General features: G+C 68.6%; 19 protein-coding genes and 1 pseudogene. 15 read left to right on the plus strand and 5 right to left on the minus strand.

Annotation, left to right across the window (positions count from 1 at the left end; translation table 11 throughout):
• The gene (locus tag BLW85_RS22385) at window positions 1-225 is read left to right on the plus strand and encodes a tautomerase family protein (RefSeq protein ID WP_070025290.1); all 225 of its coding nucleotides are present in this window, start codon (window positions 1-3) and stop codon (window positions 223-225) included.
• 45 nt (window positions 226-270) lie between these two features.
• Here BLW85_RS22385 and BLW85_RS22390 read toward each other — a convergent pair whose 3' ends face one another.
• On the minus strand, window positions 271-885 hold the full coding sequence (locus BLW85_RS22390; protein WP_074992955.1) for a hypothetical protein: 615 nt from the start codon (window positions 883-885) through the stop codon (window positions 271-273).
• A gap of 451 nt (window positions 886-1,336) precedes the next feature.
• Between BLW85_RS22390 and BLW85_RS22395 the strand changes: the two genes are divergently transcribed.
• The 3 genes from BLW85_RS22395 (at window position 1,337) to BLW85_RS22405 (ending at window position 7,827) form a co-directional block, all read left to right on the plus strand.
• Window positions 1,337-2,155, plus strand: a complete 819-nt coding sequence (locus tag BLW85_RS22395; protein ID WP_244174903.1) for a nuclease-related domain-containing protein — start codon at window positions 1,337-1,339, stop codon at window positions 2,153-2,155.
• Window positions 2,156-2,330: 175 nt separating this feature from the next.
• Window positions 2,331-6,863, plus strand: a complete 4,533-nt coding sequence (locus BLW85_RS22400; protein ID WP_074992956.1) for an AAA domain-containing protein — start codon at window positions 2,331-2,333, stop codon at window positions 6,861-6,863.
• A gap of 1 nt (window position 6,864) precedes the next feature.
• The gene (locus BLW85_RS22405; protein WP_074992957.1) at window positions 6,865-7,827 is read left to right on the plus strand and encodes a hypothetical protein; all 963 of its coding nucleotides are present in this window, start codon (window positions 6,865-6,867) and stop codon (window positions 7,825-7,827) included.
• A 115-nt stretch (window positions 7,828-7,942) separates the two neighbouring features.
• Here the strand turns inward: BLW85_RS22405 and BLW85_RS22410 are convergent, their stop codons facing one another.
• Complete coding sequence (locus tag BLW85_RS22410) at window positions 7,943-8,476, minus strand: NUDIX domain-containing protein (protein WP_074992958.1); 534 nt, start codon at window positions 8,474-8,476, stop codon at window positions 7,943-7,945.
• 1 nt (window position 8,477) lies between these two features.
• Window positions 8,478-9,833: an NsdA family TPR-like regulatory protein gene (locus tag BLW85_RS22415; RefSeq protein WP_074992959.1), complete on the minus strand. Its 1,356-nt coding sequence runs from the start codon at window positions 9,831-9,833 to the stop codon at window positions 8,478-8,480.
• Between the two features lie 228 nt (window positions 9,834-10,061).
• Here BLW85_RS22415 and BLW85_RS22420 point away from each other — a divergent pair, with 228 nt between their 5' ends.
• The 4 genes from BLW85_RS22420 (at window position 10,062) to BLW85_RS22435 (ending at window position 13,098) form a co-directional block, all read left to right on the plus strand.
• Window positions 10,062-10,811 carry a hypothetical protein gene (locus BLW85_RS22420; RefSeq protein WP_074992960.1) on the plus strand — a complete coding sequence of 250 codons (750 nt, stop codon included), beginning with the start codon at window positions 10,062-10,064 and terminating at the stop codon, window positions 10,809-10,811.
• A 77-nt stretch (window positions 10,812-10,888) separates the two neighbouring features.
• Window positions 10,889-11,800, plus strand: coding sequence for a phosphotransferase family protein (locus tag BLW85_RS22425; protein ID WP_074992961.1), 912 nt, complete (start codon window positions 10,889-10,891; stop codon window positions 11,798-11,800).
• Window positions 11,801-12,493 (plus strand): class I SAM-dependent methyltransferase, encoded by a 693-nt coding sequence (locus BLW85_RS22430; protein WP_074992962.1) that lies wholly within the window; start codon window positions 11,801-11,803, stop codon window positions 12,491-12,493.
• A 29-nt stretch (window positions 12,494-12,522) separates the two neighbouring features.
• Window positions 12,523-13,098, plus strand: coding sequence for an HAD domain-containing protein (locus tag BLW85_RS22435; protein ID WP_074992963.1), 576 nt, complete (start codon window positions 12,523-12,525; stop codon window positions 13,096-13,098).
• Window positions 13,099-13,173: 75 nt separating this feature from the next.
• Here the strand turns inward: BLW85_RS22435 and BLW85_RS40230 are convergent.
• Both BLW85_RS40230 and BLW85_RS22445 read right to left on the minus strand, forming a co-directional pair.
• A pseudogene (locus BLW85_RS40230) lies at window positions 13,174-13,377 on the minus strand (mobilization protein); the annotation flags it as partial.
• A gap of 50 nt (window positions 13,378-13,427) precedes the next feature.
• On the minus strand, window positions 13,428-13,865 hold the full coding sequence (locus BLW85_RS22445; protein WP_003992141.1) for a hypothetical protein: 438 nt from the start codon (window positions 13,863-13,865) through the stop codon (window positions 13,428-13,430).
• A gap of 993 nt (window positions 13,866-14,858) precedes the next feature.
• On the opposite strand from BLW85_RS22445, the gene hemL reads away from it, so the two are divergent.
• From hemL to ccsB, 7 genes are all read left to right on the plus strand, one after another.
• Entirely contained in the window at window positions 14,859-16,175 is a 1,317-nt protein-coding gene (hemL, locus tag BLW85_RS22455; protein WP_074996170.1) for a glutamate-1-semialdehyde 2,1-aminomutase, read from the plus strand.
• Between the two features lie 53 nt (window positions 16,176-16,228).
• Window positions 16,229-16,888, plus strand: a complete 660-nt coding sequence (locus tag BLW85_RS22460) for a histidine phosphatase family protein (protein ID WP_070025358.1) — start codon at window positions 16,229-16,231, stop codon at window positions 16,886-16,888.
• A gap of 179 nt (window positions 16,889-17,067) precedes the next feature.
• Window positions 17,068-18,318, plus strand: coding sequence for a polysaccharide deacetylase family protein (locus tag BLW85_RS22465; protein WP_070025292.1), 1,251 nt, complete (start codon window positions 17,068-17,070; stop codon window positions 18,316-18,318).
• Between the two features lie 116 nt (window positions 18,319-18,434).
• On the plus strand, window positions 18,435-19,025 hold the full coding sequence (locus BLW85_RS22470) for a TlpA family protein disulfide reductase (RefSeq protein WP_070025293.1): 591 nt from the start codon (window positions 18,435-18,437) through the stop codon (window positions 19,023-19,025).
• 19 nt (window positions 19,026-19,044) lie between these two features.
• Window positions 19,045-19,809: a cytochrome c biogenesis CcdA family protein gene (locus tag BLW85_RS22475; protein WP_070025359.1), complete on the plus strand. Its 765-nt coding sequence runs from the start codon at window positions 19,045-19,047 to the stop codon at window positions 19,807-19,809.
• 3 nt (window positions 19,810-19,812) lie between these two features.
• A complete protein-coding gene (gene resB, locus BLW85_RS22480; protein WP_074992965.1) occupies window positions 19,813-21,525 on the plus strand; it encodes a cytochrome c biogenesis protein ResB in 1,713 nt (570 codons plus the stop codon).
• Window positions 21,522-22,622 carry a c-type cytochrome biogenesis protein CcsB gene (gene ccsB, locus BLW85_RS22485; RefSeq protein WP_070025295.1) on the plus strand — a complete coding sequence of 367 codons (1,101 nt, stop codon included), beginning with the start codon at window positions 21,522-21,524 and terminating at the stop codon, window positions 22,620-22,622. The genes resB and ccsB overlap by 4 nt, the downstream gene beginning before the upstream one ends.
• Window positions 22,623-22,640 lie beyond the last annotated feature (18 nt).

A 22,640-nucleotide genomic window follows, 5' to 3' on the forward strand; every position in this document is an offset into this window, starting at 1 on the left:
ATGCCCTTCGCGAACTTCAAGGTTCCCGAGAAGACCCTCACCCCGAAGCAGAAGGAGCTGATCGTCACCCGCACCACCGAGCTGTACGTCGAGCTGTACGGCGAGCGCGCCCGCGCCAACACCATGGTCCTGGTCGAAGAGGTCACCGACGGCGGCTGGGGCATCGGGGGTGACGTCCTGACGCTGGCCATGCTGGGCGAGGCGACACCGACCGAGGACGCCTGACCGTCCCGGGCGCGCGGAGCGCCCCGGCGCCCCCGTTCGACCCGGCTACGAGCCGCCGGCCCCGCCCCAGGCGGTCAGGTCGAGGGCGTACGCGCAGTGCGGGTCGTCACCGGCCGGACGCCGGTACTGCCGTTCCTCCAGCAGCGACATCACCGAGCCCAGCACCGCCGGGCCGGTGTTGTCGAGGCGGAGGTCCACGCCGACGATGCCGGGCCGCTCCTGCCGCCGCACGTACAGCCGCAGCCGGCAAGTGCCGCGGAGCAGGAACCCGATGAGGAACGGCGACTCCTCGTCGGCCGGCTCGCTCAGCGCCCGTAGCGTGCGCAGCACCTGGTCGACGGCCGGTTCCTCCAGGTCCCACATCACCTCGTCCTGCCGCAGGGAGACGAAGTTCATGCCCATGACGAGGTTGCCCGTGGCAGCGGCCGGCCGGGCCAGGGCGTTGCGCAGCAGCAGCGGAACCCATCCGGGGGCCACGTCTTCGGTGCCGATCCCGTACAGGTACCCGGTGCCGTCGTCGGCACGGAGCGCGACGCGTACGGAGCCGGGCCCGGGCAGCACCCCGAGCAGACGAAACCCCGGGGCGAACCACCCGTTGAGGTAAGGGAGCATCAGGCGGACAACGGCCGCCCGATGCTCGCGGTCTTCCGGGTCGGTCACGGGTCCGTCCTGGAGGGGCACTTGGCGTTCGGCCGGCCGCGTCGGAAGGCGTCCGCCGGACGGCCCTTCCCGGCACCGGCCAGGGCGGGGCCCCGACGCTCCACCCGACCTGCCGAACCCCGCCTCACGGCCAGACCAGGCAGTACGCCTGATGCCCCGCCTCGTGCAGCCGGTGTGAGAAGTCCTGCCATTCGTGGAGCGAATGGGGGTGGTGGGGCGTTGACCTGGGGCTTCTCGGTGAAGCGTGCGTTGACCTGCGGAAACCCTTCTTGGCAGTTCTCATGGGTCAACGCCGTTTCCCAAGCTCATGTGCCCTGGATGTGCTCTGCCCTGGATGCAGAACCTAAGAAGCGCCCGCCAGATCGGCGCATACATGAGGCCGTCTTGCTCGCTGTTTTCGATCCTGGTCCCATGGTCATTGGCCTTTGATGGGATGCGAAACGGGGGGCGCGTGAGCGGCTTACAGGTCTCCGTATGGAAGCGTTACGGCCATGACCGTCTCTACGTGAATCAGCCGGATGGCAAGAAGGTCGCATGGTTTGACCGCCGCACGGGGTATCTGGAGCTTCTGGCCGAGGAGCAGCGGGACGCGGTGCTCGACGCCCTCGCTCCCTACCTTGCAGCTTCATCTTTGCCTGCAGCGCACAAGGCACTGCGTTCTAAGGACGACCTTGCGGGGAACCGCCCAGGGCACGCGCTGCAGACGAAGGTGGACGAACTGGCGCCCGGCTTCTGGCGGTGGGCGTTGGCCAGGTTGTCCGGTAGGCGCCTGGAGGTGGACAGCTGGCGTACCGGACTGGCCGGCGAGCGTCGTGTGGGAGTGGAGCTGGAGAGGCTGGTGCCGCGAGGCTGGCGAGTACTGCATTCCATACCCCTGGCAGGCGATGTCGACATCGACCACGTCCTGATCGGGCCGGGCGGGGTCTTTTGTGTCAACACGAAGTGCCATCGCGGGGCACGTGTGTGGGTGGGCGATGACTCGGTTCGAATAGGCGGCCAGTCGTACCCCTACGTGCGGAAAAGCCGAGCAGAGGCGCGTCGGGCGTCGGTCGCGCTGACGCATGCATGTGGCTTCCCCGTCGAGGCGCAGCCGGTGCTCGCCTTCGTTGCGGTGGCAGAGCTACGGATCATGCCGTCACTCCGAGACGTGCGTGTCCTTCAGGAGCGCGACATCGCGGCGTTCAAGCACCTCAAGACTGGCTGGGGACCGGACAAGGTCGAGTTGGTGTACACGGCGGCACGTGATCGCCGCACATGGGTTCGCTCCTGACGGTTGGCCGGGTTTCAGTCAACCTTCGGGAAATGTGGCTTGTTCACGTCATTACTCGCCGGTCCCTGTTGATGGCAGCGCTTTTCTCCCGCATCCTGGAAGGCTTTCCGTCGAGCCATGATCTGGGGGATAGGTGTCTCTTCACTCTGCACTCCGTGCGAACAATCCGGAGGCGGTGCACCGCACACGCCAACTCGTCGAATACATGCGCGAATTCGTTCGAGGGTCGTACAAGCCGGTGCGGGAATGGCAGAAATACCCGGAGGTCCTCTGGCTTTCCGACCTTCCGGACGACAGACTCCGGCGGAACCCGGATCGCGACCGGACGCTGCTCAAGGTGGCACACCGCCCGCCTCGCCCAGCTCCTGTCCTGCCCGAGGTGCTGGTGGGATGGGTCGATTCCGAAGCAGCCGCCACCGCGTCGCCCGAAGCGCCTCCGCTGGCCGAGTCGGGACCGGGGCAGGGTTGGCAGGAGGACGAGAACGGAGACCTGTTCGAAGTTTCCGAGATCCGTCGCGAGGAAGCGCCCGACGTGCTGCGCGCCTACACGCGATGGCTCGACGCGTGGCGCAAGTGGTCCGAGAAAGAGCGCGTCGACCGCCCTTACAGGGAGCTCCATCAGCAGCTGTACCGAATGGCGACCAGGATTCAGCAGGACGGCGAGGAATACGAGGCGGTACTGGGCGCCGGATTGCTGACCGTCGGAGCCGCACGTCCGTCGGCGCGCATCGCCCGGCACATTCTGACGGCGCCGCTGATACTCACCGTGAATCCCACGAACATGTCCATCACCGTCGCCCTCGCCCCCGGCGACCCGGTGCGAATGGAGGACAGCGAGTTCCTCGACGCGGACGCGGGCTACAGCACCCGTCTGCTGAGCCCGCTGCGGGACCGTGTCGATACGGAAGGGTTCCATCCGTTGTCCCGTGACTGCCAGGACGTGCTCGGTGACTGGTCAGAGAGGGCGTTCGGCACCGATCGCGCGGTGGCGTTCCACCGTGGCTGGGGCCGCCCGCCCGCTGACCCGGCGTTGCCGGTGCCCACGCTCGGGTTCGCGCCGGCGATCATTCTCCGCCAGCGGGGCCAGGGTGCCCTCGTGAATTTCTACGACGGCATCGCGAACCGCCTCGCCCAGCCCGGTGCCATCGCTCCGCTGGGCCTGGCCCAGTTGCTGTACCAGTTGGAAGCGGAGGACCGCAGGGTGTGGGGTACGGCGGCAGGGAGCCGTGACGTGCCGCCCGCACTTGGCCCCGACCCGCTGTTTCCACTGCTGTCGAACGAAGCCCAGCGGGAGGTACTGAGGCGCCTACAGACCGATACCGGCGTCGTCGTTCAAGGACCGCCGGGCACGGGAAAGACGCACACCATCGCCAACCTCGTGTGCGCCTTGCTGGCGGACGGCAAGCGGGTGCTCGTGACGAGTGAGAAGGGCCAGGCTCTGAAGGTCCTGCGGCAACAACTGCCGCCCGAGCTGCGCAACCTGTGCGTCCTCCAGGGCGACCGGCGCCAGGACGGTAGCAACGACCTGGAACAGTCCGTGCGCGCGCTCTCCCAGCTCAGTGCCACCCAGTCGACCGAGCGTCTCGACGTAAGGATCAAGAGCCATGAGTCGCTGCGCTCGGAACTGTCGGACACCCGCGCGCGGCTCCGTGACGAACTGCGCGCCGTACGTGAGGCGGAGTGGTACGAACACCTCGACGTGGCACCCGGATACAAAGGGCGGCTTGCGGAGATCGTGGAGGCTGTCGCTGCCGGTGCACCGAAGTACGACTGGATGCCCGCTCTGTCCGCCTCGGCACCGCGCGAACCTTCGCTGAGCCAGGATGAGGCCCAGCGCCTGCTGGGCCTGGTGTCCCGGTACGGAGCCGGAGTACTGGACGAGCATGCCGCCCGCTGCCCGGACCCCGCGGACTTCGTCCCACCCGTGCTGTTCGAAGAAGCGGTCAACGCCCTGGACGCCGCTGTACGTGCCTGTGCTGCGTCGGCGTCCGACACACTTGCCCTCGAACTCGCAGACTGTGGCTACGAGTTGATTGCAAAACTGGTCGGTCTGCTGGACACGGCGGAACACGCGCTGCAGAGCGAGGGACTGCCGGGTGACCCTGCCGCCTGGCCGCCCGAGGAGTGGACCACGCGCGCATTGCAAGACGGAATGGCCGGCCGGCGGCAGCAGCTGTGGGAGGGAGTGCGACAGGCGTCTGCCCGTGCCGAGGGCGTGCAAAGCGTGCTTCAGCACATGTCCTTCGCCGTGCTCGACGTACCCGACTTGGCGCTTGCCGAGGAATCACGTCTCATCGCCGCCGGGAAGGACCTCGAACAGTACTTGCGTGCAGGCGGCAAGCTGCGCAAATTCGCCCCGAGGCCGGTCCAGAAGGAGGCCCAAGTCCTTCTGCGGGACTGCCGGGTGGATGGGCGGCTGCCCAGTACACCGGACGAGATCGCCGCGCTCGTGGCTCATCTGGCGGCGCGCCAGTGCGTTCGGCAGCTGAATGAGCGCTGGAAGAGCGTCGACGCGCCCGAGGCCGAGGGCTCCACGCAGGTGGCTCTGTCAGAGCTGCTGGACAGGGTGCCGACGCTCCGCGCGGTGGACGGGTTCACCCAATCCGTGCGTACGCTGCACGAAGTCCTGCTCAAGGCCCGGATCAAGGCCACGGTGCGGACGACGCAACAGTGGGACGACGTCCGTACGTCGGCGATCGGTGCGGAACGGCTGCTTCGTGCCCGTGAGGCAGAGGAGAGGCTGCGGTCCATCTCCGAGCAGCTGCCGCGCCCCGATGCCCGCGGAGTGGCCGAGCTGGCAGAGGTGCACCGTGCTGTCACCGCCCGTGATCCACGGGCGTACTCGTCCGCGATCGACTCGCTGACCGAGGCGTTCCACCGTGAGGCCGACCGCCGCGAGGCGTGCAAACTGCTGGACCGACTGTCCGAGGACCACCCCGAACTGGCCCGGCGCTTCGCCGAGTCCCCGACCGAGGCGGTGTGGGAGACCCGCCTTGTAAACCTGGATGGTGCCTGGGCATGGCGGCAAGCACGCACCTTCCAGGACACGATGCTGAAACCTGGCAGGGAAGCCAAGCTGGAAGGTGAATTGGAAGCGGTTGAGACGCAATTGCGGAAAACGGTGACCCAACTGGCGGCTGACCGAGCGCTGTACCACTGCCTAGACCGGATGACGGCTGGACAGAAACAGGCGCTGAGTGCCTACGCGTCGGCCACGGCGAACGCGGGCAGGGGAATGACGGCACTCGGCAAGCGGCACCTGAAGGCCGCCCGTTCCGCGATGCGTGACGCGCGTGCCGCGGTCCCGGCATGGGTCATGCCGATCAAACAGGTGGCTGAAATGATCGATCCCGAGCCGGACGCCTTCGACGTCGTCATCGTGGACGAGGCGAGCCAGGTGGGCCTGGACGGTTTGATGTTGCTGTGGCTCGCGCCGAGGATCATCGTCGTGGGTGACGACAAGCAGTGTGTCCCGTTCTACACAGGCGGCAAGCACGAGCGGCTCAACGAACTCCTCGACTCACTCCTACCCCATCTCACCGACTGGCAGCGCGACGGGCTCAGCCCCAAGTCCAACCTCTACGACCTGCTGTCAGCGCGCTTCAGCGAGACGATCCGGCTCACCGAGCACTTCCGGTGCATGCCGGAGATCATCAAGTGGTCCTCCGCCCAGTTCTACCCCGACAACGAACTCGTGCCGCTGCGGCAGTACGGAGCGGACCGGCTGCGGCCCCTCGAAGTCGTTCATGTGCATGAAGGTCACTGTGAGGGACGGCGAGAGACCCTGGTCAACAGGCCAGAGGCCGAACGCATCGTCGCCAAGTTGCAGGAACTCGCGGAGGACGAAGCGTACGCAAAAAGGAGTTTCGGAGTCATTGTGCTCCGTTCCGGACACCAGACAAGGCTCTTGGAGAATCTCATCGACATGCGGATCGACTCCTCGATCCAGGAGCGACACAACATACGTGTCGGCACGGCCGAACAGTTCCAGGGAGACGAAAGAGATGTCATCCTGCTCTCATTGGTTGTCGACGCCGACAACACCCGGGCCCTGACCGGCCAGGGTGACGGAAGGCGTTTTAACGTGGCCGCCAGCCGGGCCCGCGACCAGATGTGGCTGTTCACCTCCGTCACACCGGACCAGCTGCGCAGCAGGGACCTGCGTCACTCCTTGCTCACCTATATGCAGGCGCCGCCGGAACTTCAGGGCACATCTCCCAGCCTTTCCGCCGTTTCCCCCGACGAGCAGTGCGAGCCGTTCGAGTCGCTCTTCGAGCAGCGGGTCTTCCGCAGGATCAAGGAACGCGGCTACCACGTCGTTCCCCAGTGGAAAGTCAGCGGCAAACGCATCGACCTCGTCGTTGTTGGAGAGACTGCCCGTCTCGCCGTGGAGTGCGACGGCAGCCCGTATCACTCCACCCCTGACCAGATCCGTGACGACTACGAGCGGGAGCGGGAACTGCGCCGGGCTGGCTGGCAGTTCTGGCGCATACGCAGCAGTGAGTTCGTCCTGTCTCCGGAGGATTCGCTGGCTCCGTTGTGGAAGCGCCTTGACGCTTTGGGGATCCGGCCCGGAGTCACCGAGGATGCCCAGGGCGACTCGGGGAGCACTTGGGTCCCAATCGAGATGGACGATGCCGACCTCGCCACCGATGAACTCGACGCGATGCTCGATGAGGATGCGTCCGTCTCTCTCGAAGGGGCCTGATGTGAACGAGATCTTCGACGACAGCACGCTGACGGAGATTGCCCACCTGATCTGCGGGGACGAGACGCCGCTGCTTTACCGGAAGGGGTACGAGATAGCCGCGTTCTTCCAGCGTGCGGGCTGGGACGACGTTCCGGAGTACGACGGCACTCCGAGGCACAAGTGGACCTTGGATCTCCTCAGGGAGCGGCAGGAGGACGGTACGGACGACGCCAAGCGAGCCGTCCTTCGCCTGGCAAATCGCCTTGAGTACTACAACCAGCAGCAGGAGTACCACGCCACGTTGAAGCGGCTCAACGAGATACTTGTGCTCGACGGACGCCGGATCGGCGAGGAAGGAGGCCAGCCGGTCCTTACCCGCTGCGAAGTCGGTTTCAGGGACGAAGTACGGCAGCAGTTGCCGCGTGTGGAGCTGAAGGTCGCCGTGTCGGAGGTGGTAAGCGACCCGGACCTCGCCGCTACCGTGCAACTGCGGCTGGACGAGGCACGCACCTGCTACGAGCACGGAGCCTATACGTCGGCGGTCATCATGCTGGGCAGCCTCCTGGAGGGGGTGCTCGCGCATGCTGCGCAGGTTCGAGCCGCAGGCGTGCGCATGCCGAAGCCGTTGCGAAACATGGGGCTGAATGACTTCGTCGACTTCGCGTACGAGAACAAATGGATCGAGCACGATGCCAAACTCGCCTCGGAGCTTGTCCGGCACTACAGGAATCTCGTTCATCCCCTGGCGGAGAAACGGACCGGACACAGCCCGAACCGCGACACGCTCGACATGTGCTGGCCGGTAGTGAATGCCACGTTGAACGATCTCGCGGCGACGGCGGCAGCGCCTCCTATTCCGCCCACTCCGCGTGCGCCGGCAGAGCGAGGTCGTGGTCGCAATCCTCATACCTCCGCACAGCGCCCAACGCCGGCCTCTGTCGCTCGTCGCCGTTCGGGTGGGGGAACAACGGCAGGCACTTGAACCGCGGGTGCCCCATCCAAAATGGGAGGATAAGCGCGGAGTAACACTTCCTAACGCCGCGCGCGCGACCCGCGTCGTAGCTTGGCGCGTCCGCTTCAGATTCCCCAGCGCTCAGTTAGTTCCAGCCGTCCAGCGACACCTGGGGCCCGCCGCTGAGGTAGCGGTGGAGGGCGCTGGCGGTGGTCTCCACGAACTCCTCGGGGATGGCATCGGTGTCGACCCAGCGGACCTGCGCGTGCTTGCGAGGTTCACGATTCTCCGGCTCGCCGGACCACTCGTGGGCAACGAAGACGACCGTGAGGAAGCCGTTGGGGGCTTCCACGCCCCAGGCGCCGTGGATGACGTGGGCGACCTTGAGCGCTTCTGGCTTGACGGTCAGACCGGTCTCTTCGTACAGCTCGCGGACGGCCGTCGCGGTGATCGGCTCGCCGGGCTCGCTCTTGCCGACGGGGAGGTCCCACCTGCCCTTGGCGAATTTGGCCTGGTCGCTGCGCTGGAGGAGGACCACGCGGTCGGTGGCCTTGTCGTGGACGATGACGGCGGCGACCAGCAAGGTCATGGATTCCAGGGCGGGCCTGAGCGCCTCGGGCTGGTCATCGGTTGTCGGCTGAGCCACGGGGGTCCCTTCGTCGGCCGGGTTGGTGGGCATGTTAGGCGAGCGCCTCTCGGGCGCGGCGGGCGAGTTCGGCGGCGCCGGGTACTTTGCGCCGCTGGTAGACCGCCAGGGTCGAGCGAACGGAGGTGATCGCCTTGCGGGTGCGGTCGGAGGTCATGCCGTCCATCAGCGTGAGGGCCTGGGTCCAGGCGGCGACCGCCTCATCGGCGCGGGCCTGGGCGGCGAGGCTGTCGCCGAGGTCGGCGTATGTGAGGGCGTGGACGCGCTTGTATTTCGCGGGGTCCCAGCGGACGAGCGCGTCGCGGTGCTGTTGCTCGGTTCCGACGTGATCGGCGAGATCGGTGAGTGTACGGGCCGTGTGGCTGGCGACGGTGCCGGCGGCGGGGCCGCTGACGAGGGAGAAGCTGGGCTGGGGGCCGTCGTCGCGGAGCAGGGCGTCTTCGGCGGCGAGGAGGGCGCGGGCGGCTGCGGGTCTCTCGTTGACTGCGGCGAAGGCGCGGGCGTGGGTGATGTGGAGTAGTGCCTCGGTCTGACCGTCCACGTGGCCGAGTCCACGGCGGAGGGCGCCTTCGACGAGGTCGACGCAGTAGTGGGGCTGCTTGAGGCTGAGGGCCTGGTGGGCGAGGGCGCGCATCATCCAGGCGGCGTGGCCGTGCGGATCGGCTTCGCAGGCGAGTTGGTAGCCGACCTGGTAGTAGCGCTGGGCGGCGCCTTCGTGGCCGAGGTCGTGGTGTTTCCAGCCAGCGAGATAGGCCAGCTCGGCGACGGCGCCGAAGGCGGCCCGGCGTAAGGATTCTGAGGCGAAGCGGGCACGCAGCATGGGGGCGGCGGTGTCGGCGAGGTAGGCGGAAACGGTGGTCAGCCCGTGGCCGCCGCCCAGGCGTTCGTCGGCCGCGCTGAACGTGGCGGTGATCTGGCGGACAACGTCGACGTCTTCCCCTCCCACCAGTGCCCGACCCGTGCGTGCGCGGAGCATCCGGGACGCGGCCTCGTGGTCGTAGGCCAAGGGCATGGCCACGCCTGCGGTCGTGAAGGCGGCAACGGCGAGGAAGCGGCGCCGTTCCATGTCGGCACGGCCCAGGTCAGTGACCGTGACCACAGGATCAGGGTCGTCAGGGACGGCGACCTCGGGGTCGCGCAGGCCGATCTCGGTGAGGGTGACGGTGCGGCCGGCCCGGCGGGAGAGGGCCTCCGCCAAGTAACGGCTGGTCCGTCCGGTGGGCTGACGGGTGCCGTTGGCCCAGTGGGAGATCGCCGACTTGTTGGTGTGGATGATCTCGCCGTTCTCCGCGGCGATCCGGCGCACGTCCTTGGCCAGCGCGTCATACGTGCAGCCGATCGTGTCGATGGCCTCGCGTAAACGGACATTGGGTTTGTTGGGCGCCGCCATGACCTCCTCCGTCCTGGGGGACTGTAAACCGCGTATACCGCTTGGCCTCGCCTACACCGTACCCACTGTGCGTGACGGCGTGTTCACTGAATATCAGCCGCCCGGCCCCGGTCCGACACCGTTACCAGGCTTCCCCCTTCGGTCGGGCGGCTCCCCGAAGTTCCGTACGAACTTCACGGGTTCAGGCATGCCCGTGCCCGAACCCGGCCGATCAGAGACGGAGACACGGTGACCACCATCGACACCACGGCCATCACGGTCGAACTGCCGCAGGCGTTCGACGAGCGCTGGAGCCGCCTGCCGGGCATCCAGGTCGGCGGCCGGCGCATCACGATCGACCCGGCCGAGTACTTCTTCCGCTTCGAGTCCAACACCTGGCTCGTCGCCGACTGGGAGCTGGTCAAGTCCCAGCTCCTGGACGTGCAGGAGACCACCGAGAGCGCGGTGGAGCAGCTCGCGCTGGACTTCATCAAGGCCCATGGCGAGTCGACTTCGGACGCCGCCCGGGTGCTGTCCACCGCCTACGAGGTGTACGCCTACCTGTTCCGCGACGAACACCTCGACGGGCTCGGACTGCCGCAGATCACCGCCGACCACCTGCGGATGCTGCGCGAGGCGGCCACGCTCATGGCACTCAACAAGGTCGAGCTCGACGGGCACATCTCCAACGTTGGCCCGTGCTGGTTCTTCCCCGCCGCCACCTCGGTCGTCTTCGACCTGGACGACGAGATGGGCGGGATGCTCGACGAGGTCTACCACGGCGGCTGGTTCAACGAGCACCGCCGCATCGAGTCCATCAAGGCCCACGCCGCCCTCGGCGGACGTCTGGTGCACGGCTGCCAGTCCGTGCCGGACCAGTCCGGCGGCGTCGTCGCGCCCTACGGTGCCTCGATGGCCAACTTCCGCGATGACCTGGCCGCCTTCAAGACCGGCTGGATCGAGCAGGTCTACGCCCACCGCGTGACCCCCGCCGCGTAACACCCAGCAGCAAGGCTCCGGGGCGGGCAGGTCCGCTCGCCCACCCCGGATGCCACCACAACCGCAATGGAGCCACTGTGGACGACAACCTGACCACCGATCTCCTCACCAACCTGTGCATCGTCGCGAACCAGACCACCGCCAAGCGCGAGGAGGTGAGGGTGTGGTCGATGTCCGGCGTCGAACGGGTGCTTTTCCCCGACAACAGCACGCGGATCTTCAAGTACGCCAAGAGGCCCTTCGACAGCGAGGACCAGGCCCTACGACTGGCCGACACCCTCGGCACCCCCGTCCCGAAGGTCTACCACTCGGTCCGGATCGAGGGCTGGCTCGGCATGCTCCTTGAGGACCTCGGCACCCCCATCCGAGAAGCGGATGACCTCGACGGTGCCGCCGCGGCCGTAGTTCTCCACCGCACGCGCACGGCCGGCGCGCTGCCCGTAATGCACGAGGAAGGGCTACGGGCCCTGCCCAGCCGCGCCCTGGACCACCTCGACCAGCTCCGCAAGGCCGACCGGTGGCAGGACACCGGCGACATCGAGCAGGCGCTCAACCAAATCGCCCAGGCCGCCGACGCCCGCGCGCAGGGAACCGCCCTGGCCCCGTTCGGCTGGGTGCACTCCGAGTTCCACCCCACCAGCCTCCACATCGGCCGACGCGGCTGGCGCCTGCTCGACTTCGCTCGCGCCTTCACCGGACCCGGACTGCTCGACCTCGCCAGCTGGCACGGCACCCTCGACGACCCCGACCCCGTGCGCCTCCGCGTCTTCCTGGAGTCCTACGTCACCGAAGGCGGCACCCCGGACGTACTCGCCGAGCGGGGCGGCCTGCCCGCGGAGAAGTGGGCGCTGGGCTGGCACCGCATGTGGGCCGTCGAGTGGTTCATGGAGCAGTCCATCCGCTGGATCAACGACCCCGCCACCGATCCCACCTACATCAAGGTCGTCCGCAGGCACCTCTCCGACGTCCTCCAGCTCCTGGAGGTGTAGGTGCTCGCGCAAGCCTCCCCCTGGTACGCCCACGCCCTTCAGCGCACGGCCGCCGGCCCGGCCGAACCACTCGCCCCACCTGCCCGGATGGAGTGGACTACACGGCCAGGCATCGGACCCGGGGCCGAGATCCTCGGCCCTGACCTGCGCCGCAAGCGCGTGGTCGAACTTGGCTGCGGACCCGGCCACAACGCAGCATGCCTCGCCACCCGGCACGCGGCCCACGTCACCGGCGTCGACCTGGTCGGCCTGCAAGTCCGCAGAGCCCGTTCACATTACGGACGGCTGAACAACCTCACCTTCGTCGCCGGCCATGCCCTGCACTACCTGCAGGCCGGCGACGAGCAGTTCGACGGGGTCTACTCCGTCTTCGGCGCCATCGGCCTCGTCGCCCCCGAACTCCTGCTCCCCGCCATCGCCAACCGCCTCAAGCACGGCTGCAGCCTGGCCTTCTCCGTCCCCCACCCACGGCGCGGCGGCCGGGTCCCCGCTGCCGACGACCGACCCCGCCGCGACTACGTCACGCTGCCGGACGGCTCCCGCCTGCCCGTCGCTCGCTGGGACTTCGACGTCAGCAGCTGGGAGAAACACCTCGACCGCGCGGGCTTGTGGCTCGCCTCCGCCGAGGACTTCCACGACCCCCGAAAGGGCCGCTGGCCCGCCACCCTGCTGATCACCGCACGCAAGCTCTGACACCTGCCCCGGCTTCCGCGGAGGAACCGATGCGTCCCTACCTGCTCATCGACATCGACGGTGTCCTCGTACCCTTCCCCGACGCGGACGGCACCGCCCCCGCCACCCATGCCCGCCACGAGGTCGTACCCACAGGCCGCAGTGCCGACGACCCGGTCACCATCTGGCTCAACCCCGCACACGGTCCCGCGCTCATGGAGCTGATTCGTACCGGCCTCCTCACACCCGTCTGGTGCACCAGTTGGCGCGAGGACGCGACGGCCCTGATCGGCCCCCTTCTCGGCCTCCCGCCACTGCCGCACGTCGACTTGCCACGCCCCGACATCACCACCAGCCACCCCCACGGCTACCTGTGGAAGCGCGACCACGTCGACGCCTGGCTGGGCGACGCGCCCGCTGTGTGGATCGACGACGACTTCACCAGCCTCGACCACGACTGGTCAGCGGAGCGTGTCGCCCGCGGGTTGCCGACTCTCCTGATCCAGCCCAACCCCCGAGAGGGTGTCCAACCGGAGCACTTTGCGGAGGTCTCGGCATGGGCTACGGAGGCGTCCACGCTCCGGGGAAGTGAGTCCTCGCCTCTGGGTGAGGCTGAAGCTGCATAGGCAGAGACCACTGCCGCGGATCTACGCTTCCGGCTGGTATCCCCATGGGGGATGTGTCGTGGGCCAGCACCGGAATCACCGGTGTCGAGCGGATGCCGTCAGACCGGGCCGGGCTGCAACACTCGTGCTGGTTTGGGCGGCTCGTGCTTGGTTGCTGGGGGCCTGCCGGGCGGCGAGGCGTTGGATTCGCCAGGTGAGGGTCCTGGCGGCGGAGCGGGCGTCGTCCAGGGTGCATAGTCGTGCGGCGTGCTGGAGAAGCTGCTCGGGGTCGTGCCCCGCGGGTGCAGACCGTACTCCTAGACCCCGCCCGCTACCAGTGAAACCACAGGTCACGGCCACACCAGGCAGTACGCCTGATGCCCCGCCTCATGCAGCCGGTGGGAGAAGTCCTGCCACTCGTGCAGCAGTTGGTACACGTTGAAGGCGTCCCGTGGGCCGCCCCGGTCCGGGACCGTGGACCAGATGAAGGCGGCGGCGCCGACGGCCTCCTCGCCGATGCCGCGCAGGGGGTCGACCACGGTCATGGGGAGTTTGACGACCGCGTAGTCGGGGTGCAGGACGACCAGTTCGAGGGGCGGGACCTTGTGCAGGGGGACGCCCTCGATGCCGGTCAGGACCATGGCCGCCATGGTCTCCGGCTTGATCTTGGTGAACATGCCGTTCATGCCCAGCTCGTCGCCGCCGAGTTCCTCGGGGCGCATCGAGATGGGGACGCGGGCCGCCGTCGCGCCGTCCGGCGCGCCGAAGTACTTGTAGGTCACCCCCACTCGACCACCATTCCCGCTCCCCGCCCGGAGGCGGTCGGCCTGGTCCGTACGATCAGCCCGCTCGGCCCTGTCGGCCCGGTTGGCCCGGCGGTCCCTGCGGCGCCCGCCCGAGCGCCCCGGAGCCGGGTCCGAGGGGCGGTCCGGGCTCCCCGCGCGGTCCGTGCCGAAGGTCCGGTCAAGGTCCAGGGTCCGGTCCCGCGGAAGGTCGGACGACCGGTCCCGTGCCGGGTCCAGCGGTCGCTCCAGCGCCGGGTCCAAGGACCGGTCCCGCGCCGGGTCCAACGGCCGCTCCAGCGGAAGGTCCCGGGCCCGGTCGAGAGGCAGGTCCCTCGGCCGCTCCAGCGGAAGGTCCTGCGCCCGCCCAAGGGGGGCGTCCTGCGCCCGTCCCAGGGGAAGGTCCCGTGCCGCCCGGTCGTGCGGAAGGTCGCGCGGGAAGTCCCGAGGCCGGTCCGGGGGAGTCTCCCGGGTCCGGTCCAGCGGTCGCTCCGGCTGCTGTTCATACGTGCGCTCGGGCTGTCGGTCGTACCGGTCGGTCCCCCGGTCGTACCGCTCCGGTTCGGCCGGTGCGGCCGGGGTGCGACGTGCCTCGGTCGTGTCCTCCGCTTCGCGCCGGTGCCTTCCCCGCCGGGCACGTCGAGGACCCAGGTCATCGGTCCCCTCGCCCAGTCCGCCACCGCGATGCATATCTCCACCCGACTGCTTTTCTAGGACGCGTGGCCCCCGCCGCGCAACCCGATCATCGTGTCAGTGACCTCCCCCACGGCCGCCCGCCGAAACGTGCGGTGGAACAACAGTCCACGGGGATCTGCCCGGTCCCTGATCCTTACGTGCCCGCAGGAGCTGTGTGTGTCAGGTCTCAGTCTCGCAGATGGCGGACCGGAGCGGCGCGGAACGGCGGGCGGGCCGCCACCGCACCGGTCCGGCGGCCTACCCTGAGGAGGTCACCCCGCAACCGGAGTCCGAGAGGTCGGAGAAGCCGCACACATGAGTGCCCTGAGCGAAACGCCCTATCCCTACGAAGCGCCCGCCTCCCAGGCGCTCTTCGACCGTGCCTCGGTGGTCACGCCGGGCGGCGTGAACTCCCCGGTGCGCGCCTTCGGCGCCGTCGGCGGCACGCCCCGCTTCATGGTGTCCGGCAACGGTCCCTACCTCACCGACGCCGACGGACGGGAGTACGTCGACCTGGTGTGCTCCTGGGGCCCGATGATCCTCGGGCACGCGCACCCCGAGGTCATCGCCGCCGTCCAGGAGGCCGTGACCCGCGGTACGTCCTTCGGCACGCCCGGCGAGGGCGAGGTCGCGCTCGCCGAGGAGATCGTCGCCCGGATCGAGCCGGTGGAGCAGGTCCGGCTGGTGAGCAGCGGCACCGAGGCGACCATGTCCGCCATCCGGCTCGCCCGCGGGTTCACCGGACGGTCCAAGGTGATCAAGTTCGCCGGCTGCTACCACGGGCACGTCGACGCGCTGCTCGCCGCCGCGGGCTCCGGCGTCGCCACCTTCGCGCTGCCCGACACGCCGGGTGTGACCGGCGCCCAGGCCGGCGACACCATCGTGCTGCCGTACAACGACCTGGAAGCCGTGCAGGAGGCCTTCCACCGGCACCCCGGCGAGATCGCCTGTGTGATCACCGAGGCCTCGCCCGGCAACATGGGCGTCGTGCCGCCGGACCCCGGCTTCAACCAGGGCCTCAAGGACGCCTGCCACAAGAACGGCGCCCTCTACATCTCCGACGAGGTCATGACCGGCTTCCGTACCAGCCGCGCCGGCTGGTACGGCGTCGACGGGGTCAAGCCCGACCTGATGACTTTCGGGAAGGTGATGGGCGGCGGGTTCCCCGCCGCCGCGTTCGGCGGACGGGCCGACGTCATGGCCTACCTCGCGCCCGCCGGGCCCGTCTACCAGGCCGGCACACTGTCCGGGAACCCCGTCGCCACCGCCGCCGGGCTCGCCCAGCTCCGGCTGCTCGACGAGGCGGCGTACGACACCGTCAACGCGACCTCCGCGCAGATCCGGTCCCTGGTCACCGAGGCGCTGAGCAAGGAGGGCGTGGCGCACCGGGTGCAGAACGCGTCCAACATGTTCACGGTGTTCTTCACCGACCGTCAGGTGCGCGACTACGAGGACGCCAAGCGTCAGGAGACGCACCGCTTCACCGCGTTCTTCCACTCGATGCTGTCGAACGGCGTCTACCTGCCGCCGTCGGCCTTCGAGTCCTGGTTCGTGTCCACGGCCCACGACGAGCGGGCCGTGCAGAAGATCGCCGACGCCCTTCCGGCGGCGGCCCGGGCGGCTGCGGAGGCCACCGCGTGACCATCGGAGACAGCGTCGGCAACAGCGAGAAGGACGTCACCGTCGTCCACCTCATGCGGCACGGCGAGGTGGAGAACCCGACCGGGGTGCTGTACGGGCGGCTGCCCGGCTACCACCTGTCCGAGCTGGGGCGGCGGATGGCCGACCGGGTCGCCGAGCACCTGGCGCCGCGCGACATCACGTACGTCTGCGCCTCCCCGCTGGAGCGGGCGCAGGAGACGGCCACCCCGATCGCCAAGGCGCACGGCCTCGACCTGGACACCGACGAGCGGCTCATCGAGGCCGAGAACGTGTTCCAGGGCAAGACCTTCGGCGTCGGCGACGGCGCCCTTCAGCGGCCCGGCAACTGGAAGCACCTGGTCAACCCGTTCCGGCCGTCCTGGGGCGAGCCGTACGTGGACCAGGTCGTGCGGATGATGGGCGCGCTGAACGCGGCCAAGGACAAGGCGCGCGGGCACGAGGCGGTGCTGGTCAGCCATCAGCTGCCGGTGTGGATCGTGCGGTCGTACGTCGAGCGGCGGCGGCTGTGGCACGATCCGCGCAAGCGGCAGTGCACCCTCGCCTCCCTGACGACGTTCACCTACCTCGGCGACAAGATCGTGTCCGTCGGCTACAGCGAGCCCGCGATCGATCTCGTCCCGGCCCATCTGCGCGCCGGCGCCAAGCCGCAGCAGGGCAAGGGTGCCGGGCAGGGGAAGGCGTTCGGCGCCTGACCACGGTACGAACGGCCAACCGCGGTTCCGCGTCCCGTTACCTGACGATCCGTTAAGGGACACTTAGAACGCTTTTGCCGGGAGTATTGCGAAAAACATACAAGTTCACGGAACCTCCCCGATCGTCGCGCCCTCTGTCTGGGTGACCACCATCACGCGCGACGAATCGGGGATCTTTCATGCGTACCGTCTCCCGGACACTCACCCGCAGGGGAATGCTCGGCCTCGGCGCGGGTGCGGCCGCCGCCGCCACGCTCACCGGCTGCGGAAGCCTCAAGTCCTCGGACGGCGGCGATCACACGGGCGGTTCCCATCAGGTGCAGGGCAGCGGGGAGCGGCCGGCCAAGCCGATCGGCGACGGCTCCACCGCGTTCACCGGCAAGCAGCCGGGGCAGCCCGCGAAGCCCGAGCCGCTGGAGCCGGGCCAGACCCCGCCCCAGTTCGTCGTCTTCTCCTGGGACGGCGCGGGCGAGGTCGGCAACGGCCTCTTCCCGCGCTTCCTGGACCTCGCCAAGGAGCACGGCGCGCACATGACCTTCTTCCTCTCGGGCCTGTACCTGCTGCCCGAGTCGAAGAAGCGGTTGTACCTGCCCCCGAACAACCCGCGCGGCGCATCCGACATCGGCTACCTCACCGACGAGCACATCAAGGCCACGCTCACCAACGTCCGCCGGGCCTGGCTGGAGGGCCACGAGATAGGCACCCACTTCAACGGGCACTTCTGCGGCGAGACGCACGGCTCGGTGAAGTGGTGGACGCCACAGCAGTGGAAGAGCGAGATCGACCAGGCCAAGTCCTTCGTCAAGGAGTGGAGGACCAACACCGGCTGGCACGACCTGCCCGCGCTCCCCTTCGACTACGACAAGGAGCTGGCCGGCGGCCGCACCCCCTGTCTGCTGGGCCAGGACAACCTGCTGCCCACCGCGCGCGAGCTGGGCTGGCGCTACGACGCCTCCTCGCCGGGCGGCCGTCAGGTGTGGCCGGTGAAGCGGTCGGGGATCTGGGACCTGCCGTTGCAGCAGGTGCCGTTCCCGGGGCACTCCTTCGAGGTGCTGTCCATGGACTACAACATGCTCGCCAACCAGTCCGTGAACTCCACCAAGGCGCCCGCCTACAACTACCCGGGCTGGCGCAAGCAGTCCGCGCAGGCGTACATCGCCGGCTTCCAGCGGGCGTACGAGACGAACCGGGCGCCGTTCTTCATCGGCAACCACTTCGAGCAGTGGAACGGCGGCATCTACATGGACTCCGTCGAGGAGGCGTTCAAGCACGTCGCGGCCGAGCGGGACAAGGGCGCCGACGTACGGCTGGTCTCCTTCAAGCAGTTCGTGGACTGGATCGACGTGCAGAGGCCCGAGGTGCTGGACAAGCTGCGCACGCTCGGGGTCGGCCAGCAGCCCGCCGGCGGCTGGAAGACGTTCCTCGCCTGACCGGCCGCACCGGCTCCCTTGTCTGAAATGTCCCGTGTAAATAGCTCTGAAATGCGGTTTTCCGCCCCGCAGGGGGGTGCGCGAGAACCCCGGGAACGACATGCGAAACTTTTCACATGAGTACCCGTAGCCGCGCCGTCCTGCTCAGCGCCGTGGCCGTCACCGCGGCCCTGTCCCTGTCCGCGTGCGGTAAGGGCGGCACCTCGGGCGGCGGTGGCAACACCAACTTCGTGACCGGCAACAACGGCATCGACACGGTGCCGGTGAGCAAGCGCGCCGCGGCCCCGGACCTGTCCGGCAGGACCATCGACGGCAAGACCCTGAACGTCGCCGACTACAAGGGCCAGGTCGTCGTCATCAACGTCTGGGGTTCGTGGTGCAGTCCGTGCCGCGAGGAGGCCCAGTACTTCGCCAAGGTGTCGAAGCAGTACGAGGGCAAGGGCGTGCAGTTCGTCGGGATCAACACCCGCGACACCAGCACCACCCCCGCGGTCGCCTTCGAACAGGCGCACGGGATCGGCTACCCGAGCCTGTACGACCCCACGGGCAAGCTCATGCTGCGCTTCAAGAAGGGCACCCTGAACCCCCAGCTGATCCCCTCCACGCTCGTCATCGACCGGCACGGCAAGGTCGCCGCCCGGGCGCTGGAGGCGCTGGACGACACCACGCTGCTGAAGATGCTCAAGCCGGTCGTCGCGGAGAAGTGACGTGAGCGCGACTGTGACGCTGGCCGGCCCGGTGACGCTGGCCGCGCAGAACCAGACGGTGCTCCACGGGGCACTGCTGGTCGCGCTGCCGCTCGCCCTGCTCGGCGGCCTCGTCTCCTTCTTCTCGCCCTGCGTCCTGCCGCTGGTGCCCGGATACCTCTCCTATGTCACCGGCGTGGCCGGCACCGACCTGGCCGAGGCCCGGCGCGGGCGCATGGTGACCGGCGCCGCCCTGTTCGTGCTCGGCTTCAGTGCCGTGTTCGTCTCCGGCGGCGCGCTGTTCGGCTCCTTCGGCTGGACCCTCCAGGAGCACAAGGAGACGCTGTCCAAGGTGCTCGGCGTGGTCATGATCCTCATGGGCGCGTTCTTCATGGGGCTGATGCCCTGGTTCACCCAGCGCGAGTTCCGCCTCCACAAGCGGCCCACGGCCGGCCTGGTGGGCGCGCCGATAGTCGGTGCCCTGTTCGGGATCGGCTGGACGCCCTGCATCGGCCCGACCCTCGCCTCGGTGAACATCCTCGCGATGCAGGAGTCGAGCGCCGGGCGCGGGGCGACCTTGATGGTCGCGTACTGCCTGGGCCTCGGCGTGCCCTTCGTGCTGGCGGCCGTGGCCTTCCGCAAGGCCCTCGGCGCCTTCGGCTGGGTCAAACGCCACTATGTGTGGGTGATGCGCATCGGCGGCACGATGATGATCGTGACCGGTGTGCTGCTGCTGACCGGTGCGTGGGACAGCCTGGTGCAGCAGATGCAGACCTGGTCCAACGGCTTCACTGTGGGGATCTGATCGATGAGCAAGACCGAAACCGACACGGGCCAGGGCCAGGAGGATCTCGGCGCCGCCGGGTCCCAGCTGTCCACCGCCCCGCGCGAGGAGCAGCTCTCCGCCGTGCCCGCCATGGGCGTCATCGGCTGGATCCGCTGGTTCTGGCGGCAGCTGACCTCCATGCGGGTCGCGCTGCTGCTGCTCCTGCTGCTCTCGCTCGGCGCGATCCCCGGCTCGCTGATCCCGCAGACCGGTGCCGACCTCAACAAGGTCGACGCCTTCCGCGAGGCGCACAAGACGCTCGCGCCGGTCTACGACAAGCTCGGGCTGTTCCACGTCTACAGCTCGGTGTGGTTCTCGGCGATCTACATCCTGCTGTTCGTCTCCCTCATCGGCTGCATCGTGCCGCGCGCCTGGCAGTTCACCGGCCAGCTGCGCGGCCGGCCGCCGGGCGCGCCCAAGCGGCTGTCCCGGCTGCCCGCGTACACCACCTGGCGCACGACGGCCGAGCCCGAGGAGGTGCGCGAGGCCGCGCTGAAGCTGCTCAAGCGGCGCCGCTTCCGTGCCCACGCCGAGGGCGACGCGGTCGCCGCCGAGAAGGGCTACCTGCGTGAAGTCGGCAACCTGATCTTCCACATCGCGCTGATCGTGCTGCTGGTCGCCTTCGCCTGGGGCCAGATGTACAAGTCGGACGGCACCAAGCTGATGGTGGAGGGCGACGGCTTCTCCAACGCGCTGCCGATGTACGACGACTTCAAGTCGGGCAGCATGTTCCGGCCGGACGAACTGGTGCCGTTCAGCTTCGATCTGAAGAAGTTCACCGGGACCTACGAGACCAGCGGGCCCAACAAGGGCACGCCGCGCACCTACCAGGCGAAGATCGAATACAGCGAGGGCGCGGACGGCAAGCGCAAGGCCAAGACCATCAAGGTCAACCAGCCGCTGCACATCGGCGAGTCCAAGGTCTACCTCGTCAGCCACGGCTACGCCCCCGTGATCACCGTCCGCGACGGCAAGGGCAAGGTCGTCTACCATGACGCCGTGCCGCTGCTGCCGCTCGACGGCAACGTCACCTCCAACGGCGTGGTGAAGGTGATGGACGGCTACCGGAGCCCGAAGGGCCTGAAGGAGCAGCTCGGCTTCCAGGCGTTCTTCGTGCCGACCTTCGACCCGAAGGCCGGCACGATGATGTCCCAGTTCCCGGCGCTGCTGAACCCGCTGCTCGCGGTGAACGCCTACCACGGCGACCTCGGGGTGGACGCGGGCATCCCGCAGAGCGTGTACCAGCTGGACACCTCGCACATGAAGGCGTTCAAGGACGACAAGGGCCAGCTGCTGAAGAAGCTGCTCCAGCCCGGCGACAGCATGCAGCTGCCGAACGGCGCCGGCTCGATCACCTTCGACAAGGAGATCAAGCAGTGGGCCGGCTTCGAGATCGTCCAGGAGCCGGGCAGCGGCTGGGCGCTGGGCGGCGCGATCGCCGCGATCTTCGGTCTGGCCGGGTCCCTGTTCATCCAGCGCCGCCGGGTCTGGGTGCGCGCGGTGCGCGGGGCCGACGGCGTGACGGTCGTCGAGATGGCCGGGCTCGGCCGCAGCGAGTCCGCGAAGCTCCCGGAGGAGCTGGCCGACCTCGCCGGAACCCTCTACGACCAGGCGCCGGGGACACCCGACCCCGACGACGACCCTTCCCCCATCACCGACCCTCACGTCGTACCTGCCGAAGGGGCTGAGAAGTGACTCTCGCCGCCGTAACCGAGCTGGCCGCCGGGACCAACGAGCATCTCGCGAGCATGAGCAACACGCTCGTCTACTCCGCGATGACCGTGTACACCCTGGCCTTCCTCGCCTACATCGCCGAATGGATCTTCGGCAGCCGCAGCAAGGTGGGCCGCACGGCCAACGCGCTCACCGCGGACACCGCCCGGCAGACGAGCCGTCCCGCGGTCACCGTGAAGAAGGCCGGCGGCACCGCCGTGCTGGAGCGCCCCCAGGTCGTCGTCCGTGCCGCGGCCGGGTCCCGGGACGTGCCGGACGGTCCCGGCGCGCACGGCGGAACCGTCCAGGGCGACCTGTACGGCCGGATCGCCGTCTCGCTGACCGTGCTGGCCTTCGTGGTGCACCTCGCGGGCGTGGTGGCCCGCGCCGCCTCGGTGCGGCGGGCGCCGTGGGGCAACATGTACGAGTTCAGCATCACCTTCACCGCGGTCGCCGTCGGCGTGTACCTGGTGCTGCTGGCGCTGCGGAAGAACGTGCGCTGGCTGGGCCTGTTCCTGACCACCACGGTCCTGCTGCTCCTCGGCCTCGCCGTCACCGTGCTCTACACGGCCAGCGACCAGCTGGTCCCGGCCCTGCACTCGTACTGGCTGTACATCCACGTCTCCACCGCGATCTTCTGCGGTGCCGTGTTCTACGTCGGCGCGGTGGCCACGATCCTGTACCTGTTCAAGGACTCGTACGAGAGCAAGCTGGAGGCCGGCCTGAAGCCCGGCTCCTTCGCCACCTCGGTCCTGGAGCGGCTGCCCGCCTCCGCCACCCTGGACAAGTTCGCCTACCGGGTGAACGCGGCCGTCTTCCCGCTGTGGACGTTCACGATCATCGCGGGCGCGATCTGGGCCGGCGACGCCTGGGGCCGCTACTGGAACTGGGACCCCAAGGAGACCTGGTCGTTCATCACCTGGGTCGCCTACGCCTGCTACCTGCACGCGCGGGCCACGGCCGGCTGGAAGGGCCGCAAGGCCGCCTACCTGGCGATGATCGCCTTCGCCTGCTGGCTGTTCAACTTCTACGGCGTGAACATCTTCGTCACCGGCAAGCACTCCTACGCGGGCGTGTGAGCCGGGGGTCGCCCACAC

The sequence above is a fragment of the Streptomyces misionensis genome, assembly GCF_900104815.1.
Taxonomy (GTDB): Bacteria; Actinomycetota; Actinomycetes; order Streptomycetales; family Streptomycetaceae; genus Streptomyces; species Streptomyces misionensis.

Excerpts from the sequence above, each read along its gene's own strand:
- BLW85_RS22385 (WP_070025290.1), top strand. The coding sequence starts at position 1 with ATGCCCTTCGCGAACTTCAAGGTTCCCGAGAAGACCCTCACCCCGAAG.
- BLW85_RS22410 (WP_074992958.1), bottom strand. The coding sequence starts at position 8,476 with ATGCCCACCAACCCGGCCGACGAAGGGACCCCCGTGGCTCAGCCGACA.
- BLW85_RS22415 (WP_074992959.1), bottom strand. The coding sequence starts at position 9,833 with ATGGCGGCGCCCAACAAACCCAATGTCCGTTTACGCGAGGCCATCGAC.
- BLW85_RS22435 (WP_074992963.1), top strand. The coding sequence starts at position 12,523 with ATGCGTCCCTACCTGCTCATCGACATCGACGGTGTCCTCGTACCCTTC.
- BLW85_RS22460 (WP_070025358.1), top strand. The coding sequence starts at position 16,229 with ATGCGGCACGGCGAGGTGGAGAACCCGACCGGGGTGCTGTACGGGCGG.
- BLW85_RS22465 (WP_070025292.1), top strand. The coding sequence starts at position 17,068 with ATGCGTACCGTCTCCCGGACACTCACCCGCAGGGGAATGCTCGGCCTC.
- BLW85_RS22470 (WP_070025293.1), top strand. The coding sequence starts at position 18,435 with ATGAGTACCCGTAGCCGCGCCGTCCTGCTCAGCGCCGTGGCCGTCACC.
- resB (WP_074992965.1), top strand. The coding sequence starts at position 19,813 with ATGAGCAAGACCGAAACCGACACGGGCCAGGGCCAGGAGGATCTCGGC.